The sequence below is a fragment of the Luteococcus sanguinis genome (assembly GCF_039527675.1).
Taxonomy (GTDB): domain Bacteria; phylum Actinomycetota; class Actinomycetes; order Propionibacteriales; family Propionibacteriaceae; genus Luteococcus; species Luteococcus sanguinis.
The window spans coordinates 98,929-116,129 of sequence record NZ_BAAAKI010000001.1 but is presented as its reverse complement, the minus strand read 5'-3'; the positions used below and the strand labels follow the sequence as shown (position 1 = coordinate 116,129).

Genomic DNA, 17,201 nt, shown 5'->3' with positions numbered 1-17,201 from the left:
GGGGAGAGGGCAGAACACCATGAACATCTCGCGACGCACCCTGCTGGGCGCCTCGGCCGCCACCGTGCTGGTCACCGTCACCGCATGCAGCTCCGACGGCACCAAGACCACCGTCGGCATCGCGCAGATCGTCACCCACCCTTCCCTCGACGCGATCCGCGAGGGCACGCTCGAGGGGCTCAAGGCCAACGGCTACACCGAGGGTGACAACCTCACCGTCGATGTCCAGAACCCCCAGGGCGACCAGTCGACGCTGACGTCGATCGCCAACACCTGGGCAAGCGCCAAGCTCGGCGCGGTCGTCGCCATCACCACCCCCGTCGCCCAGGCCTGCGCGCAGGCGGTCAAGAACGCGCCGATCATCTTCACCGGCGTCACCGACCCGGTGAAGGCCGGTCTGGTGACCACCTGGGATAAGCCCACCGACCAGATCACCGGCATCAGCGACCTGAACCCGATCGACAAGCAGCTTGCCCTCGTCAAGCAGGTGAAGCCGGACGCGAAGGTCGTCGGCATCGTCTACTCCTCGTCCGAGGCCAACTCGCAGGTGCAGGTCGACATGGCCAAGGAGCAGGCCGGCAAGGAGGGCCTGACGATCAAGACGGCCACCATCGCCAACTCCTCCGAGATCCAGCAGGCCGCCGAGTCGCTCGACTGCGATGTCTACTTCGTGCCCACCGACAACACCGTCGTCTCCGGGCTGGAGGCGCTGATCCAGGTGGCCGAGAAGAAGAAGCGTCCGATCATCTCCGTCGACGCCGACTCGGTCGACCGCGGCACCGTCGCCGCCTACGCCCTCGACTACAAGCAGATGGGCATCCAGACCGGCGCGATGGTCGCGAAGATCCTGAAGGGCACCAAGCCCTCCACGCTCCCGGTGGAGACCACCGACCAGATCATCCTGACGGTCAACCCCGGTGCCGCCACCAAGATGGGCGTCACCCTGTCGGACGCGCTCACCAAGCAGGCCACCAAGGTCGTCGAGTGATCGTTGCCCTCGAACTCGGCCTGCTCTTCGCCATCATGGCGTTGGGCGTCTACCTGACCTTCCGCATCCTCGACTTCCCCGACCTCACCGTCGATGGTTCGTACACCACGGGTGCGGCGGTAGCGGCCGTCCTGATCATCAACGGGACGAATCCCTGGCTCGCCACGCTGGCGGCGCTGCTGTCCGGGCTGGTGGCGGGCTTGGTCACCGGTCTGCTGCACACCAAGGGACGCATCAACCCGCTGCTCGCCGGCATCTTGACCCAGATCGCGCTCTACTCGATCAACCTGCGGATCATGGGCCGGGCCAACCTGCCGCTGCTGCGCCAGTCGACGATCCTGGACCCGATGCGAGAGCACTCCCTGCTCGGCACCTGGGCCAGCGTCGGCATCTTCGCCGTGGTCGCGCTGGCGCTCAAGTTCGCGCTCGACTGGTTCCTGGGCACCGACCTGGGCCTCGCGCTGCGCGCCACCGGTGACAACCCCGAGATGGCCTCGGCCCAGGGCGTGCGCACCGACTCGATGAAGCTGCTGGGCGTCTCGCTCAGCAATGGCCTGGTCGCGGCCTGCGGCGCGATCATCGCCCAGTTCCAGGGCTATGCCGACATCTCCATGGGCATCGGCCTGATCGTCGCGGGCCTCGCCTCGGTGATCCTGGGGCAGGCGTTGATCGGACGACGGGTCGTCGCGATCGCCACCGCCGCCGTCGTACTCGGCTCGGTCGCCTACCGCGCCATCATCCAGCTGGCGCTGAATGCCGGCCTGAACCCCAACGACATGAAGCTGATCAGCGCGCTGCTGGTGATCGCCGCGCTGCTGCTGCCTCGCTTTGCGCCCTTCCGTCGCTACGCCCAGCGCAAGCGCGTACAGCGTGAGCGGGACGCGCAGGCCGTGCTGGTGGACGAAAAGACGCTGGTGGACGAGCAGTCGCTGGCCCAGGGGGTGGCCTGATGCTCGAGCTGACGTCCATCTCGAAGACCTTCTACCCGGGCACCGTCAACGAACGCCGTGCCCTCGACGACATCTCGCTGGCGCTGGCGCCCGGTGACTTCGTCACCGTCATCGGTTCCAACGGAGCTGGCAAGTCGACCCTGTTGAACGTCGTCGGCGGCCGCTACGGCGTCGATTCGGGCCGCGTCGCCATCGACGGCCACGACGTCACCAAGCTCTCCGAACCGGCCCGCGCCGGCCGCGTTGCCCGCGTCTTCCAGGACCCGATGGTGGGCACCGCCCCGCACCTGACGATCGAGGAGAACCTCGCCTTGGCGCTGCGCCGGGGCCAGTCCCGCGGTCTGGGGACGGGCATCTCGCGTGCCCGCAAGGCACGCTTCCGCGACGAGCTCACCACCCTCGAACTGGGCCTGGAGGACCGCCTCACCACCAAGGTCGGCATGCTCTCCGGTGGTCAGCGCCAAGCGCTCAGCCTGCTGATGGCCACCTTCGTCGAGCCGAAGGTCTTGTTGCTGGACGAGCACACCGCCGCGCTGGACCCCCAGCGTTCCGCGCTGGTGATGCGTCTGACCAAGGACGCGATCGAGCGGCACCGGCTGACCACGCTGATGGTGACCCACAACATGACCCACGCGCTGGAGTACGGCAACCGGCTGGTGATGATGCATGAGGGACGCATCGTCCTCGAACTGGATGGGCAGGCCAAGCGGGACGCCACCGTGGAGGACCTGCTGGACGAGTTCGCCGAGCGCGCCCGCGCGACGCTGTCGGACCGTGCGCTGCTGTCCTGAGCGACTGGCGGGAGAGCTGGCAAGGTCGCGTCGTTCGGAGTCGGTAGTCTCACGCCCATGAGCGAGCAGACGGCCAACCCCTTCAACCCCGAGCTGTGGGAGGAGGTGGCGGGCTTCGGCTTCACCGACATCACCTACCACCGCGCCAGGTCCGTGCCCGCCGTCCGGGTCGCCTTCAATCGTCCCGAGGTGCGCAATGCCTTTCGTCCGCACACCGTGGATGAGCTATACACCGCCCTGGAACACGCGCGGATGAGCGCCGATGTCGGCTGCGTGCTGATCACCGGCAACGGCCCCTCGGAGAAGGACGGCGGTTGGGCCTTCTGCTCTGGCGGTGACCAGCGGATCCGCGGGAAGGCCGGCTACATGGCCGAGGTGGACGCCGGCGAGGGTGCCAACGACGGTTCCGCGAAGCCGTCCCCGATCGACCAGGCCAAGCTCGGCCGGTTGCACATCCTCGAGGTGCAGCGCCAGATCCGCTTCATGCCCAAGCCGGTGATCGCGCTGGTGAACGGCTGGGCCGCCGGTGGTGGGCACTCGCTGCACGTGGTCTGCGACATGACGCTCGCCTCGGCCGAGCACGCCCGGTTCAAGCAGACCGATGCCGACGTCGGCTCCTTCGACGCCGGTTTCGGCTCGGCCTACCTGGCCCGCCAGGTGGGGCAGAAGGTGGCCCGCGAGATCTTCTTCCTGGGCCAGACCTACGACGCGCAGCGCGCCTACGAGATGGGGACCGTCAACAAGGTCGTCCCGCACGCCGACCTCGAGACCGAGGGCCTGGAGTGGGCCAAGCTCATCTGCGGCAAGTCCCCGACCGCGCAGCGGATGCTCAAGTACGCCTTCAACGCCATCGACGACGGGCTGGTCGGCCAGCAGGTCTTCGCCGGCGAGACCACTCGCCTGGCCTACATGACCGACGAGGCGCTCGAGGGCCGCGACTCCTTCCTGCAGAAGCGTGACCCCGACTGGTCCGACTATCCGTACTACTACTGACGCGGCCTTGCCACTACTGATTCCGGGGGAAAGGGCTCGCCCGCGGTGACAGTGCGATGACATTGGGCTGCCACGATGGGCCCATGGCGCGAGTACTGCTGGTCGAGGACGACGACGCGGTGCGTCGGGCGATGGGTCTGGCGCTGCGAAGTCTCGGGCACGACGTCCACCTGGCCGAGGACGGCGAGGCCGGTCTGCGGGCGGTTGAGCCCGGCCATCGCATCGACGTGATGGTGCTGGACGTGATGATGCCGGGCATCGACGGCTTCGAGGTCTGCCGCCGGGTCCGCGCCACCCAGGGCCTGCCGATCGTCATGCTCACCGCCCGGAGCGAGGCCGTCGACATCGTGGTGGGGTTGGAGTGCGGGGCGGACGACTACGTCGTCAAGCCCGTCGAGCCCCGGGTCCTGGACGCTCGCATCAAGGCCCTGTTGCGCAGGGCTCGCAGCGAGGTCGAGCACGACCTCATCGAACTGGCCGGCATCAGCATCGACGTGGACGCGATGACGGCAACCCGTGACCGCGCCTCGATCGGGCTGACCCCGATGGAGCTCAAACTGCTCGTCTGCCTGGCCCGCAATGCCGGTCAGGTGCTGACCCGACAGGTCTTGCTCGACCGGGTCTGGGAGTACGAGTACACCGGCGACTCGCGCCTGGTGGACGCGGCGATGCAGCGGCTGCGCGCCAAGATCGACGAGCCCGACAAACCGTCCGTGATCACCACCGTGCGCGGCGCGGGCTACCGACTGGACCGGCCATGAGCATCCCGCGATGCCCCACGTGGTTGCGTTGGCCCGGTCTGCGCACCCAGATCGCGCTGGCAGTGTGGGGCGCGGTGATGTTCACCAACACGATGGCCAGCTCCGCCGCCTTGAGCGCGGTCGACGACTCGAATGCCAGGGCGATCGCGGCCAGTTCGGAGGCGGTCAGGCAGGCGCAGGTGTCCGCCTGGCGTGCCAATCGGGATGCCTCGGCCGCGACCTTCGGCTCGACGCGCGCCAAGTCGGGCAGCCAGGTGGCGGTCTGGCAGGTGTCGTCCAACCGCGTCGTCCTCGACGATGATGGCCACCTTCGTCATGACCTTGGCGAGAGCCCCACCTGGACATCCGCCGAAAGCCCTGACGCTGCCACCGCCAACTGGATGAACTACCTACCCGCCGGCACGGGGGAGGATCGCTACTGGGTTGGCAAGGAGGACATGCCGGGCACGGCCACCCAGGCCTTCTCGCGGCCCGACGGCTCCGTACTGGTCATCGTGGAGAGCTTCGACCCGGGGGCTGACCTCAGTGCCGCCCTCCAGCTCAGGACCGACCTGGGGCGCCAGGGTTGGGCGCTGGCGATCCTGTCCGCACTGGGCGCCTGGCTGCTGTCCGGCGCGTTGATGGGTCCGGCCCGGCGCACGTCGGCCGTCGCCCAGCGACTGGGACGCGGCGAGTTCTCTGCTCGGGTTCGCGTCACGGGTAGGGACGAGATCGCAACGCTGGGCACCCAGATGAACGAGATGGCCGGCAACCTGCAGCAGATGATCGACGCGCAACGGCACTTCATCAGCGACACCGCGCACGAGCTGCGCACCCCGACGACGGCGCTGTTGGCCTCTGCGGCCGCGCTCGACGACCCGTCCACCCGCGACGAAGCGGCAGGACTGGTCTCGCCCCAGCTCCGCAGGCTGAGCTCGTTGACTGAGGACCTGCTGGCCCTCAGCCGCTTCGACGACGGGCGAGAAGCCCGCGACGACCAGGTCGTCGACCTCGCCGACCTCGCCGAACGAGCAGCCCAACAGGTGGCGGCTGGGTCCGACGTCCGGGTGCGATCCGAAGGCCCGGTTTTCGCCATCGTCGACCCGGCGCGCGTGTCGACGATCGTCCGCAACCTGGTTGCCAACAGCCTCAAGCACGGTGAGGCGCCCGTCGTGGTCGTGATCAGCGAACAGTGTGAGGACGCGGTGATCCGCGTCTCCGACTCCGGCGACGGGGTCCCGGCTGACCAACGTGATGCGATCTTTAGACGCTTCGTCCGCGGCGACCAGGCGCGGCATGGTGAGGGGGCCGGTCTCGGTCTGTCGATCGCCAGGGAGAACGCCGAGCTGCACGGCGGCAGCCTGACGCTCGGCGACGATGGCCACGGATTCACCCTGCGTGTACCCCTGTCGCCGGCACCCGTCGAACAGCCAGTCGGTGGAGGACTGGTCGAGAGGGGGCACGGCAGCTCGGCAGTGGCCCGCCCGGAATCCCCATGGCCGGCCGCGTCGATGCTCGCCGCCGGACTCTTCTGGAATGGCGCCGTGATGTTCGCGTGGAACCCGCTGTTGACGCGGCTGCTGGGCAATTCTCCGGTGCGGTGGGGCGCGTTTCCCGGTTCCGGTCTGCTGGAGGAGTTCCCGATCATGGTTGGGCTGCCCACCCTGCTCGTCCTCGCAGGCCGAGCCCTCGCGATCCATCGAGGGTCGCCGCGCTTGAGGAGGTGGCAGACGGCTGTCTGGGCTCCCTTGCCGCTCTACGTCTTCTTCTTCTGGCACCAGAGCGACCTCGCCGGGGCATTGCTCGTTGCGTTCGTGCTGTGGACGATCACGGGTGGGCGCACGCCACGGAAATCTTGACCACCCTGTCGATCATCGGTGCACTGGCTGTGACGTTGCGCTGACACGGCAACGATCGAGTGGGGGCCATGAGCCTCCCCGCCCTCGAACCACGCAGCCGACTCTCACCGCTCCTACCCCCCTCGCTCCCACCCCCGTCGATCACACACCGGAGGGTCCCAGAGCGACAGGTCGCTCGCCGCACCAAGTCGAGCTCGGCGGACGAACCCTCATGGTGGCCGGTGGCTCTTGTCTTCTCTGCGGTCGCAGGTTTCGGCAGCGCACTGTCGCTGCACCTCCATGCCTCCTTGCGTACGGGCATGGATCTGGCGATCTTCGATCAGGCGGTCAGGGCGCTGAGTCAGGGGGAGGCGCCGGTCTCGGCGATCAAGGGCGGCATGAACCTGTGGGGCGACCACTTCCACCCGGCGATCGTGCTGCTGGCGCCGCTGTACTGGGTCTTCGACGACCCACGGGCCCTGCTGGTGGCGCAGGCCGTCATGGTCGCCGCGGCGGCCGCGATTCTCGTCCGGTCAGGGCAGCAGACCCTCGGAAAGCATGGTGGCCGGGCAGATGGAACCGCCGTCACTTCGGGACTGTGCCTGGGGGCATCGATGGGCGTGCAGGGGGCGCTGAGCTTCGACTTCCACGAGGTGGCGCTCGCCGCGGTGCCCTTGGCGCTGTCGATGGCCTCATTGATCGCCCACCGATGGACGGCCGCGGTGTGGTGGTCGCTCCCGCTGGTGTTGGTCAAGGAGGACATGGGGCTCTACGTGATCGGCATCGCTCTGGTGCTGGCCTGGTATAGGCAGTGGCGTCGGGCCGTCTCGCTGGCAGTGCTGGCGTTGGTCTGGACCTTCGCGGTGGTCAGGTTGGTCATCCCCGCCATTGCCGGCCACGCGTGGACTTATGCCGGTGGTCTCACCCGAGGCCCGCTCGAACTGTCGGCTGCCTTCGGGTCGTCGCTCGTCAGCGCCCACGGCATTGGCCTGACAGCCGTCGCCCTGCTGCTCGCATGCGGATTCTGGGCCCTGCGCTCGCCGTTGGTGCTGGTTGCGCTCCCGATCACGCTGGCACGGAGTGTTGCGGGCGGGCACCTCGCCTCGCTTGGCTTCCACTACGACCTGTTGGCCCAGATCATCTGCTTCTTCGCGACCGTTGATGCGCTGGGCCGCATCGATTCCCGAAGGACGGGCACCGCGATGCGCTTCATGTCGGTGGTGGCGATCTTCTCCTTGGTGTTCGGCCCATTCAGCTGGCGGCTCGTCACGAGCTCTCACGACGGCCACCGCCCGAGCCAGGCGGCGGACGCGCTGGCAGTCGTCCCCCTCAAAGCTCCCGTCGGAGTTGATCCGTCGCTGGCCGCCCACGCGAGCCCCGACCACCCCATCACCCAGGTCGTGGGGCCATCAGAGCTGGTCAGCGAGGCGTTGGTGGCCGATTGGGTGGTGCTCGACCAGCGTTCACGGCACTTCGGAGGTGCGGGCTGGGTTGAGCCGCGAGTGCGAGAACTCGGCTCGCTCGGATTCGAGCCGGTCCGCACAGCGGGTGACTTCGTGGTGCTGCATCGTCGCTGACGTTCGGCCCCGGACTGAACCCGAAGACCACCGCCATCGGTGGTTCGTGGGCTCAGTTCGCGGGTGGCAAGCCGATGAAGGCCCGGAACACCTCGCCGCCGGCCACCTCGACGGGGTAGGGCGGGCGGACGAAGTTCTCGGGCGTCAACACGACCCGCTCCTCGACGCGGGCGCTGTCGCCATCGGGGTGGACGCTGCGGAAGCGTCCGTTGAAGGTGTAGCCGACCTTTCGGCTCACGGCCTCCGAGGCCTCGTTGCCCTCCATGTACCCGCTGGTCATCTGCAGCGCGTGCAGGTGGCCGAAGCCGAAGGCGCACACGGCCTGGCGCATCAGCGTCCCGATGCCGCGGCCCTGGAAATCGCGCCCCAGCCACGACCCGGTCTCGATCGATCCGGTGTGCACGAAACCGTTGGTCGACAGGTCCTGCATGCCCACCAGCACGCCCTCATGACGCACAACCAAGCGCAGGTCCCAGGCCGCGGGGGAGAAGCTGGCCATCGTCCCCCAGTAGAACTGGGCGGTCTGCAGCGGCAGCCTGTCCGCGGGAGCCTCGGCCCAGCGGTTCAGGAAGGGCAGCGCGGAGGGGTCGTAGATCCCAGCCTGGGCCAGCTCGACCACGTCCGGGACGTCGGCCTCCCGCACATGGCGCAGCTCCAGCGGACCGCAGGTGATCCGCAGGCGATAGGGCGGATAGATCTCCTCGATGGTGCGCATGCGCCCAGCCAACTCCTCGCCGGACGCCATGGGCAACCGGGATGTCAGTCGATGATCCCGGTTGCGGGAAGACCGTCCTCCAGGTAGACACAACTCGTCGTCCTGATCCCGGCGGCAACCCGACGGGCGATCGGCGTGCGCAGCAGCGGCATCGCGTCCTCGATGGTGAGGAAACGGTGCGCCCGCAACTCCCCCCGAGGCAGCCGGATCGCGGCGACCTGCTCCGGGGTCAGCGACCCGCAGTCGAACAGCATCCGCACCCGCAGCGGTTCTGGACCCTTCGGCGGACGCGAGTCGACGGCCACCAGACGTCCGTGGCGGACGCGCAGGCCGACCTCCTCCAGCACCTCGCGCTGGCAGGCCTGCCACGGCGTCTCGCCGTCCAGTTCCATCGTCCCCCCGGGGATCGTCCAACCAGTCTTGTAGGTGGGTTTCACGATCAGCAGGCGGCCCTGCTCGTCACGGATCACGGCTCCACACGAGATGGGGATTCCCGCGTGCGGATGGGTTCGCTGAGTTGATCTGCCCGAGGACACGACGAACAGGGTGCATCACCGGAGCCCTCGGTGGAAAATCCCGGCCAGCTGGCGGCCAGACGGCCCACCGTGATGGACATCAGCTGTGGGGAATGTCACCACCGAGCTAGCCTTGGCCTGCCGACCTGAGCACGCAGGCAACGGCCACCGATCGGGGACGCAAGAATGGAGCAGGCATGAGCAGGCCACGCGTGGTCATCATCGGATCGGGCTTCGGCGGACTCTTTTCCGCCAAGGCCCTGGCGGACGCTGACGTTGACATCATCCTGGTCGCGAAGACCACCCACCACCTCTTCCAGCCGCTGCTCTACCAAGTGGCCACCGGCATTCTCTCGCCCGGTGAGATCGCCCCGCCGACGCGCGAGATCCTCAAGGACCAGAAGAACGTCACCGTGCTGCTGAGCGAGGTGACTGCCATCGACGTGGAGAACAAGAAGGTCGAGGCGGAGGCGCTGGGCACTGTCAGCTCGATCAGCTACGACTACCTGATCGTGGCTGCCGGCGCGGGCCAGAGCTACTTCGGCAACGACCACTTCGCCGTCTTCGCGCCGGGGATGAAGTCCATCGACGACGCCCTCGAGCTGCGCGCCCGCATCTTCGGTTCGCTCGAAGTGGCCGAGCTGACCTCCGACCAGGAGGAGCGCGAACGCCTGATGACCTTCGTGGTCGTCGGCGCCGGCCCCACCGGCGTCGAGATGGCCGGTCAGATCCGTGAGCTCACCCTCCACACGGTCAAGGACGACTACCGCCGCATCGACCCCCGCAAGGCGCGCGTCATCCTGCTCGACGGTGCCGACCGGGTGCTGCCGCCCTTCGGCGAGCATCTCTCCGGCAAGGCCAAGCAGACGCTCGAGAAGCTCGGCGTCGAGGTGAAGCTCGGTGGTCTGGTCACCGACGTCGACGCCAACGGTTTGACCGTGAAGTACAAGGACGGCACCGAGGAGCGCATCGAGGCCGCCTGCAAGGTGTGGGCCGCGGGCGTCCAGGCGTCGCCGCTGGCCAAGATGATCGCCGACCAGACCGAGGCGCAGATCGACCGCGCCGGACGGCTGGAGGTGCAGCCCGACTGCTCCGTGCCCGGCCACCCCGAGGTCTTCGTGATCGGCGACATGATGAGCCTGGACAAGCTTCCCGGCGTCGCCCAGGTGGCGATCCAGTCCGGCCAGTACGTCGCCAAGAAGATCGTCGGCGAGGTCAAGGGTCAACCGGTGGTCACCCCCTTCAAGTACTTCGACAAGGGGTCGATGGCGGTCATCAGCAAGTTCGGTGCGGTGGTGAAGATCGGACGCATCGAGATGACGGGTTTCGTGGCCTGGCTCGCATGGCTGGGCCTGCACCTGGTCACCCTGACCGGCTTCAAGGCGCGGATCACGACGCTGGCCCACTGGACCATCGCCTTCGTGTCCAATGCCCGCTCCGAGCGCGTGACGACCCGCCAGCAGCTGGTCAGCCGGCTGGCCGTCAAGCAGCTGGGCGATGCCTACCAGCCGACCATCACCGGCACCCTGGACCCGACAGTGCTGGACGAGCGCGTCGATGCCCGCAACCGCCGCGACACCCGTCCCCAGGAAATCTGAGCTCGGAACGGCCAGCGACAGCGAAACGGTCCCGCCCCTGTTGGGGCGGGACCGTTCGTCGTCCGTGGCGAATCGTTGCTGCTGAACGACTACTCGGCCAGGCCATAGAGGCGGTCGCCCGCGTCACCCAGACCGGGAACGATGTAGCCGTTCTCGTTCAGCTTCTCGTCCACCGCGGCCAGCACCAAGGTGCAGGGCACCTTGAGGTCCTCGACCAGACGACGGAACTTCTCGATGCCTTCGGGGGCGGCGAGCAGGCAGATGCAGGTGATGTGGTCGGCGCCACGGTCCACCAGGAAGTTCACGCAGCCGCCCAGCGAGCCGCCGGTGGCCAGCATCGGGTCCAGGACGTAGCACTGGCGGCCCGACAGGTCCTTCGGGAGGCGCTCGGCGTAGGTGAAGGGTTCCAGGGTCTCCTCGTCACGCACCATGCCGACGAAACCGACCTCGGCATTGGGCATCAGGCGCGTCATGCCCTCGAGCATGCCCAGCCCGGCGCGCAGGATCGGCACCACCAGTGGCCGCGGCTTGCTGATCTGCACTCCGTGATAGGGCGCGACAGGGGTTTGGACGGTTGAGGGTTCGACGCGAACCTCACGGGTGGCCTCATAGGCCAGCAGGGTCACGAGTTCTTCGACAAGTGCCCGGAAGGTGGGCGAATCCGTCTCACGGTCGCGCAGGTGGGTGAGCTTGTGCGTCACCAGGGGATGGTCAAGGACGATCAGTTCCACCCGCACACTGTCGCACATCCGTTGCCGCCAGTTCCGGGCGGGATCGGTGGGCAGGCACCGTCGGTGTGAAAAGGGTTGACCCGTCTGCAACGATGGGCACTGCAGCCATCAGCCGAGGAGGATGTTGTGACCCCGAAGATCGATGACGTCGAGCCCTTCGACCGCGACGAGGAACAGCAGACGGACGTGCTGGAGGATGAGGTCGACACCCCCGACGAGCTGGACGACGACGTTCCCGCCGGTGTCGATGCCGACGTGGAACTCGATGTCGAGGACGACGAGGATGAGGACGACCTCGACGACGACGAAGACGACGACGAAGACGACGACGACGACGACGAAGACGACGACGACGACGAAGACGACGAAGACGACGAAGACGAGGACGAGGACGACGACCTCGACGAAGACGACGACGAGGATGACGAAGACGACGACGACGAGGACGACGACCTCGACGACGCCACCGAGGACGAGGTCGACTTCGTGGTCGCGCTCTACCGCGAGGATGGCGCGCCGGTGGCCGTCCCGATGGACAAGGAACTGGCGAACGACTTGGACGAGCTGGTGAACCAGCTGCGACGCATCCCCGGCGATGGGGGAGCTCTGGGGGTCTTGTCCGTAGCGCACGAGATCTTCGTCCTGGTGCGGGTGCGGGGGCGCAGTGTTCAGGTGCTGCTGAATGACGCGGTGTCGGCGAACGACTGGCCCATTGCCCGCGACGTCGTCGACTACCTCGGCCTCGAGGTGCCCGACCCGGACGACGACTCCGACGTGGTCGGTGACCTGGACATGCTCACCGACCTGGGCGTCGGGGAGTTCGACCTGCAGCAGCTGGCCGACGACATCGACGAGGACTCCGACGCGCTGGCGGAGTCGCTGGTTCGCCAGATGAAGATGGAGCAGCCCTTCCGTCGTGCGGTCGAGTCGCAGGGGCGGATCTGAACCCGTCTGTTTCGCCAGTGGGAACCCGATGGGACGAGGCGATGTGCCTCGCCCTGGACGCTGCCGCTCGCGCCACCGGTCACGGCGACGTGCCGATCGGGGCGGTCGTCCTGTCGCCCTCGGGAGAGGTGCTCGCCCAGGCTGCCAACGAACGTGAACTGACCGGGGACCCCACCGCGCACGCCGAGGTGCTGGCCATCCGGCGGGCCGCGGAGGTGTTGAACGCGCGTCCCGGGGGGGATGGCTGGCGGCTGACCGACTGCACGCTGGTCGTGACCCTGGAGCCGTGCACCATGTGCGCCGGTGCCATCGTCGCCTCGCGGATGGGACGACTGGTCTTCGGTGCCTTCGACGAGAAGGCCGGCGCCGTGGCGTCGTTGTGGGACGTGGTGCGTGACGGACGTCTCAACCACCGCCCCGAGGTGCTGGGCGGGGTGCGGGCTGCGGAGTGCGCTTCGCTGCTGGTCCAGTTCTTCGGCCGCTGAGGGCGCCGCGCGATTGGCGCCCGGGTGAACCGACGCGCTATCTTTGTCGACGGTGACGTGTCTGAGCGGCCGAAAGAGCTCGCCTCGAAAGCGAGTGTGGCGCAAGCCACCGAGGGTTCAAATCCCTCCGTCACCGCCAGTATGGAGGGCCCCGGGACAAGTTCCCGGGGCCCTTGCTCGTTCTGAAAGAATCAACCCATGTCATCCATCGACCTCGCCCTGTTGTTGGGGTCGGTGGTCGCGCTCGTGGCCGTCTTCGCCGCCCGTCTGGGTTCCCGCTTCGGCCTGCCCTCGCTGTTGATCTTCCTGGTCGTCGGGATGGTGCTCGGGGACAGCGGACTGGGGGTCCCCTTCTCCGATGCCTACCTGGCCCACGGGCTCGGCTTCGCCGCGCTGGTGCTGATCCTGGCCGAGGGCGGCCTGACGACGAAGTGGGACGCCATCCGCCCCGCACTGGGGCTGGCGGGCCTGCTCGCAACCCTTGGCATCCTCGTCTCGATCGCGCTGATGGGTGGCTTCGCACACTATGTGCTGGGCCTTGCCTGGCCGGTCGCGCTCCTACTCGGCGCAGTCACGGCGCCCACTGATTCCGCGGCCGTGTTCGCGGTGCTGCGCGGGGTGCCGTTGCCCAGCCGGGTGCGGGCCGTACTCGAGGGAGAGTCGGGCCTCAACGATGCCCCGACGGTCTTGCTGGTGGCAGCCTTCACGGAGCTGGCGATCGGGAACGAGCCGCACGGGGGGTGGTGGGGGCTTGCCGCGCTCGTGGTGGGTGAACTCATCGGTGGTATCGCGATCGGCATCGCGTTGGGTCTGGCGGGCGTCTTGGTGCTGCGTCGGATCGCCCTGCCCAGCTCGGGCCTGTACCCCCTCGCGACCCTGTCGTGGGCAGTGGCCACCTACGGCGTGGGCGTCGCCTGCCACGTCTCCGGATTCGCGGCCGTCTACGTGGCGGCGGTCGCCTTGGGCAATGGACGGCTCCCGCACCGCAACGCCACCCGCTCATTCGTGGAGGGCATCGGCTGGGTCGCGCAGATCGGGCTCTTCGTGATGCTGGGCCTGCTCGCCAACCCGGGCCGGGTCACCATGCGCTCGGTGCTGACCGGCCTGGCAGCTGGCATCTTCCTCACCTTCGTGGCGCGCCCGGCATCCGTCCACGCCTGTGCCGTATGGTTCCGCATCCCCTTGCGGGAACAGGTCTTCCTGAGCTGGGCCGGCCTGCGCGGCGCGGTGCCGATCATCCTCGCGACCGTCCCGATGGCCCAGAAGATGCCCGGCGCGGAACTCTTGTTCGACGTCGTGCTCGTCTTCGTGATCGTCTTCACCTGCCTGCAGGCGCCCACACTGCCCTGGGTGGGCCGACGGCTGGGCCTCTACGACCCGGACGCTGCCCGCGACGTCGACATCGAGGCCGCACCCCTGGACAAGATCCGCGCCGACCTGCTGCAGGTCCGCGTCCCCCACGGCTCGCAGTTGGTGGGCGTGTCGATCCGGGAGCTGCGGATGCCCCGCAACAGCGTCGTCTCGCTGATCATCCGCGGTGAGCGTTCCTTCGCACCCGTGGCCAGCGACGTGCTGGAGATGGGGGACGAACTGCTGGTGGTCACCCCCGAGCGCCACCGGGCCGAGGTGGAACGCCGGTTCACCGAGATCGGACGCGGTGGGCGACTGGCCAGGTGGACGGGCGTCAGCCTGGAAGCCTGAAGCGACTGCCACAACGAGAACCTGCCACAACGAGAACTGAGCCCGGCAACCATCGACATCGGTGGTTGCCGGGCTCAGTTCGGCAGTAGGTGGCGCGGTCAGCGTGAGGCGGCTGCGCTGGGGGTCGGGGTGCCGGTGGCGGGCAGGCACACCGCGCCGTTCACGGCGATCGACGTCGGCGCCGAGGCGGTGAAGCCCGTGGTCTCCTGGCCGACCAGCACATCGACGGAGTGGTCGAGACGGTCATCCCCGCTGATCTTCGCGCCCTTGAAGAAACCCGCGACCAGCTTCACCTCGGGGTTGTCGGGGTTCGCCCCGATGATCTGGGTGGTCGTGACGCGCGTCTCGGTGTTCGCGGTGCGACCGATGATGAAGCCCTTGGCCTTCAACTGCGCGGCGACCCGTCCGGCCAGACCCGTCTTGCGTCCGCCGTTGTAGACCTTCACCGTGACCTGCTTGGTGGTGAGCGCCTTGCCGACGCTCTGGTCGACGCAGGGGGTCTGCGGGGCGGCCGGCGGTGGGGCCATCACATTGTCGTAGCCCCACTTTGCCCCGAAGATGAGGACACCGAGCAGCGCCAGCAGCGTGACGGGCGTGCCGAACATGCGCACGTAGCGCTGCACCTGGCCTCCTGAAGTCGTCCATCTGGGGCCCGATCGGCCCGAAGGGTTGGGGAAGAGACTACTTGACCTCGAGCACGCGGGCGTGCATCGTCTGGCGCTGCTGCAGTGCGGCGCGCAGGGCCCGGTGCAGGCCGTCCTCCAGGTACAGCTCGCCGCGGTAGCTGACGACATGAGCGAACAGGTCGCCGTAGAAGGTCGAGTCCTCCTCGAGGAGGGCGTCGAGGTCGAGGGTGCGCTTCGTGGTGACCAGCTGGTCGAGGCGCACCTGGTGTGGTGCGATCGCGGCCCACTGCTTCTGCACGTAGCCGTGTTCAGGGTAGGGACGGGAGTCTCCGACACGCTTGAAGATCACGCATACAGCCTAGCCGCCGGCAGCAGCAGCGGGGGGCAGCGTCGTGGCACGCTTGACCTCATGAGCGAAGCATCTGACAAGACCACTGCGGTCGACGAGATCACCAAGGGCTACACCTTCGACGAACCTGCCATCGAGCTGGGCGTTCTGGCCGACGGTGGAACCCCCGTCCCGGACGCGAAGATCCGGATCCCCTTGTCGATGCTCAACCGCCACGGACTGGTCGCGGGTGCAACCGGTACCGGCAAGACCAAGACGCTGCAGCTCATGGCCGAGCAGATCTCCAATGCCGGCGTCCCCGTCTTCGCCGCCGACATCAAGGGCGACCTCTCGGGTCTGGGAAGCGCCGGCACCAGCTCCGAGAAGCTGCTGGCCCGCACCCGGGCGATCGGCCAGGACTGGGTGGGCGCCGCCAACCCCGTCGACTACTACGCGCTGGGCGGCCAGGGGACGGGCATCCCGCTGCGTGCCACCATCACCTCATTCGGGCCCGTGCTGCTGAGCAAGGTCCTGGAGCTCAACGAGACCCAGGAGAGCTCGCTCGGGCTGGTCTTCCACTACGCCGACATCAAGGGCCTGCCGCTGCTGGACCTCAAGGACCTCGTGTCGCTGCTGCGATACCTGACCGATGGCGAGGGCAAGGCGGAGCTGAAGACGATCGGTGGGCTCTCGTCGACCACCGTCGGGGTGATCCTGCGCAATCTGATCACGCTCTCCGACCAGGGTGCGGATGACTTCTTCGGCGAGCCCGAGTTCGAGACCAAGGACCTGCTGCGCACCGCGTCCGATGGCCGGGGCATCATCTCGCTGCTGGAACTGCCGAACCTGCAGGACCGCCCAGCGCTGTTCAGCACCTTCTTGATGTGGCTGCTCGCAGACCTCTTCCATGACCTGCCCGAGGTCGGGGACGTCGAGAAGCCGAACCTGGTCTTCTTCTTCGACGAGGCGCACCTGTTGTTCGACGGCGCGTCGAAGGCCTTCCTCGACGCGATTGCGCAGACCGTGCGGCTGATCCGCTCGAAGGGCGTCGGTGTCTTCTTCGTCACCCAGACCCCCAAGGACGTGCCGGACGACGTGCTGGCGCAGCTCGGTTCCCGCGTGCAGCACCAGTTGCGGGCGCACACGCCGAACGACGCGAAGGCGCTCAAGCAGACCGTTGCCACCTTCCCCAGGAGTCACTACGACCTGGCCGAGACCCTGCAGTCGTTGGGCATCGGCGAGGCGATCGTCACCGTGATGGACCCAGACGGTGCGCCCACCCCGGTCGCCTGGACGCGGATGCGGGCGCCGCAGTCGCTGATGGCCCCCACCCCTGCCGAGCAGATGGCCGCGGCGGTTTCCGCCTCGCCGCTGCAGGCCAAGTACGGCACACCGGTTGACCGCGAGTCGGCGCAGGAGATGCTGGCCGCCAAACTCCAGGCGACCGCGGATGCCGCTGCTGCCGAGGCTGCCGCCAAGCAGGAGGCGGCCGAGCAGAAGGCCCAACAGGCCGCGGAGAAGGCATCGGCGCCCCGTGGCCGGGCCCGTCAGGACAAGACGGTGGTGGAGCAGGTCGTCGGTTCCAGCGCCTTCAAGCAGTTCGCGCGCTCGGCTGGCCGCGAGATCGTCCGCTCGTTGTTCGGGACGCGACGCCGCTGAGGCCTGGACACGCTTCTGCGT

At 68.0% G+C, this 17,201-nt stretch carries 17 protein-coding genes and 1 tRNA gene; 13 read left to right on the top strand and 5 right to left on the bottom strand.

Translation table 11 applies throughout. The features are described 5' to 3' along the window. The first annotated feature begins 19 nt into the window (after positions 1 to 19). The 7 genes from ABD089_RS00605 (at position 20) to ABD089_RS00575 (ending at position 7,877) form a co-directional block, all read left to right on the top strand. Positions 20 to 988 carry an ABC transporter substrate-binding protein gene (locus ABD089_RS00605; protein WP_343884207.1) on the top strand — a complete coding sequence of 323 codons (969 nt, stop codon included), beginning with the start codon at positions 20 to 22 and terminating at the stop codon, positions 986 to 988. Beyond that, the gene (locus ABD089_RS00600; RefSeq protein WP_343884206.1) at positions 985 to 1,938 is read left to right on the top strand and encodes an ABC transporter permease; all 954 of its coding nucleotides are present in this window, start codon (positions 985 to 987) and stop codon (positions 1,936 to 1,938) included. The genes ABD089_RS00605 and ABD089_RS00600 overlap by 4 nt, the downstream gene beginning before the upstream one ends. Continuing rightward, the gene (locus ABD089_RS00595; protein WP_343884205.1) at positions 1,938 to 2,729 is read left to right on the top strand and encodes an ABC transporter ATP-binding protein; all 792 of its coding nucleotides are present in this window, start codon (positions 1,938 to 1,940) and stop codon (positions 2,727 to 2,729) included. The genes ABD089_RS00600 and ABD089_RS00595 overlap by 1 nt, the downstream gene beginning before the upstream one ends. A 57-nt stretch (positions 2,730 to 2,786) precedes the next feature. Continuing rightward, positions 2,787 to 3,722 (top strand): 1,4-dihydroxy-2-naphthoyl-CoA synthase, encoded by a 936-nt coding sequence (locus tag ABD089_RS00590; RefSeq protein ID WP_343884204.1) that lies wholly within the window; start codon positions 2,787 to 2,789, stop codon positions 3,720 to 3,722. 83 nt (positions 3,723 to 3,805) lie between these two features. Next, positions 3,806 to 4,483: a response regulator gene (locus ABD089_RS00585; protein ID WP_343884203.1), complete on the top strand. Its 678-nt coding sequence runs from the start codon at positions 3,806 to 3,808 to the stop codon at positions 4,481 to 4,483. After that, a complete protein-coding gene (locus tag ABD089_RS00580; RefSeq protein WP_343884202.1) occupies positions 4,480 to 6,321 on the top strand; it encodes an ATP-binding protein in 1,842 nt (613 codons plus the stop codon). The genes ABD089_RS00585 and ABD089_RS00580 overlap by 4 nt, the downstream gene beginning before the upstream one ends. Positions 6,322 to 6,389: 68 nt before the next feature. Beyond that, positions 6,390 to 7,877: a DUF2079 domain-containing protein gene (locus ABD089_RS00575; protein WP_343884201.1), complete on the top strand. Its 1,488-nt coding sequence runs from the start codon at positions 6,390 to 6,392 to the stop codon at positions 7,875 to 7,877. A gap of 52 nt (positions 7,878 to 7,929) precedes the next feature. On the opposite strand, the gene ABD089_RS00570 is transcribed toward ABD089_RS00575, so the two are convergent. Both ABD089_RS00570 and ABD089_RS00565 read right to left on the bottom strand, forming a co-directional pair. After that, entirely contained in the window at positions 7,930 to 8,592 is a 663-nt protein-coding gene (locus ABD089_RS00570) for a GNAT family N-acetyltransferase (RefSeq protein WP_343884200.1), read from the bottom strand. A 44-nt stretch (positions 8,593 to 8,636) separates the two neighbouring features. Further along, entirely contained in the window at positions 8,637 to 9,128 is a 492-nt protein-coding gene (locus ABD089_RS00565; RefSeq protein ID WP_343884199.1) for an NUDIX domain-containing protein, read from the bottom strand. Positions 9,129 to 9,304: 176 nt separating this feature from the next. Here ABD089_RS00565 and ABD089_RS00560 point away from each other — a divergent pair, with 176 nt between their 5' ends. Further along, positions 9,305 to 10,705 (top strand): NAD(P)/FAD-dependent oxidoreductase, encoded by a 1,401-nt coding sequence (locus ABD089_RS00560; protein WP_343884198.1) that lies wholly within the window; start codon positions 9,305 to 9,307, stop codon positions 10,703 to 10,705. 89 nt (positions 10,706 to 10,794) lie between these two features. Here the strand turns inward: ABD089_RS00560 and upp are convergent, their stop codons facing one another. Continuing rightward, entirely contained in the window at positions 10,795 to 11,454 is a 660-nt protein-coding gene (gene upp / locus ABD089_RS00555) for a uracil phosphoribosyltransferase (protein ID WP_343884197.1), read from the bottom strand. Between the two features lie 237 nt (positions 11,455 to 11,691). Here upp and ABD089_RS00550 point away from each other — a divergent pair, with 237 nt between their 5' ends. From ABD089_RS00550 to ABD089_RS00535, 4 genes are all read left to right on the top strand, one after another. After that, positions 11,692 to 12,381 (top strand): tRNA adenosine deaminase-associated protein, encoded by a 690-nt coding sequence (locus ABD089_RS00550; RefSeq protein WP_343884386.1) that lies wholly within the window; start codon positions 11,692 to 11,694, stop codon positions 12,379 to 12,381. A gap of 41 nt (positions 12,382 to 12,422) precedes the next feature. Continuing rightward, on the top strand, positions 12,423 to 12,866 hold the full coding sequence (locus tag ABD089_RS00545; RefSeq protein ID WP_343884196.1) for a nucleoside deaminase: 444 nt from the start codon (positions 12,423 to 12,425) through the stop codon (positions 12,864 to 12,866). A gap of 51 nt (positions 12,867 to 12,917) precedes the next feature. Continuing rightward, a tRNA-Ser gene (locus ABD089_RS00540) sits at positions 12,918 to 13,005 on the top strand. A 59-nt stretch (positions 13,006 to 13,064) separates the two neighbouring features. Beyond that, positions 13,065 to 14,567, top strand: coding sequence for a potassium/proton antiporter (locus ABD089_RS00535; protein ID WP_343884195.1), 1,503 nt, complete (start codon positions 13,065 to 13,067; stop codon positions 14,565 to 14,567). Positions 14,568 to 14,665: 98 nt separating this feature from the next. Here the strand turns inward: ABD089_RS00535 and ABD089_RS00530 are convergent, their stop codons facing one another. Both ABD089_RS00530 and ABD089_RS00525 read right to left on the bottom strand, forming a co-directional pair. After that, positions 14,666 to 15,190, bottom strand: a complete 525-nt coding sequence (locus ABD089_RS00530; protein WP_343884193.1) for a LytR C-terminal domain-containing protein — start codon at positions 15,188 to 15,190, stop codon at positions 14,666 to 14,668. Between the two features lie 58 nt (positions 15,191 to 15,248). Next, positions 15,249 to 15,542, bottom strand: coding sequence for a type II toxin-antitoxin system VapB family antitoxin (locus ABD089_RS00525; protein WP_343884192.1), 294 nt, complete (start codon positions 15,540 to 15,542; stop codon positions 15,249 to 15,251). 60 nt (positions 15,543 to 15,602) lie between these two features. Here ABD089_RS00525 and ABD089_RS00520 point away from each other — a divergent pair, with 60 nt between their 5' ends. Beyond that, positions 15,603 to 17,180, top strand: a complete 1,578-nt coding sequence (locus tag ABD089_RS00520) for a helicase HerA-like domain-containing protein (RefSeq protein WP_343884191.1) — start codon at positions 15,603 to 15,605, stop codon at positions 17,178 to 17,180. The last annotated feature ends 21 nt before the right edge of the window (positions 17,181 to 17,201 follow it).

Coding starts and splice junctions, on each gene's coding strand:
- ABD089_RS00605 (WP_343884207.1), top strand. CDS start 20: ATGAACATCTCGCGACGCACCCTGCTGGGCGCCTCGGCCGCCACCGTG.
- ABD089_RS00595 (WP_343884205.1), top strand. CDS start 1,938: ATGCTCGAGCTGACGTCCATCTCGAAGACCTTCTACCCGGGCACCGTC.
- ABD089_RS00590 (WP_343884204.1), top strand. CDS start 2,787: ATGAGCGAGCAGACGGCCAACCCCTTCAACCCCGAGCTGTGGGAGGAG.
- ABD089_RS00585 (WP_343884203.1), top strand. CDS start 3,806: ATGGCGCGAGTACTGCTGGTCGAGGACGACGACGCGGTGCGTCGGGCG.
- ABD089_RS00580 (WP_343884202.1), top strand. CDS start 4,480: ATGAGCATCCCGCGATGCCCCACGTGGTTGCGTTGGCCCGGTCTGCGC.
- ABD089_RS00575 (WP_343884201.1), top strand. CDS start 6,390: ATGAGCCTCCCCGCCCTCGAACCACGCAGCCGACTCTCACCGCTCCTA.
- ABD089_RS00570 (WP_343884200.1), bottom strand. CDS start 8,592: ATGCGCACCATCGAGGAGATCTATCCGCCCTATCGCCTGCGGATCACC.
- ABD089_RS00560 (WP_343884198.1), top strand. CDS start 9,305: ATGAGCAGGCCACGCGTGGTCATCATCGGATCGGGCTTCGGCGGACTC.
- upp (WP_343884197.1), bottom strand. CDS start 11,454: ATGTGCGACAGTGTGCGGGTGGAACTGATCGTCCTTGACCATCCCCTG.
- ABD089_RS00545 (WP_343884196.1), top strand. CDS start 12,423: ATGTGCCTCGCCCTGGACGCTGCCGCTCGCGCCACCGGTCACGGCGAC.
- ABD089_RS00535 (WP_343884195.1), top strand. CDS start 13,065: ATGTCATCCATCGACCTCGCCCTGTTGTTGGGGTCGGTGGTCGCGCTC.
- ABD089_RS00520 (WP_343884191.1), top strand. CDS start 15,603: ATGAGCGAAGCATCTGACAAGACCACTGCGGTCGACGAGATCACCAAG.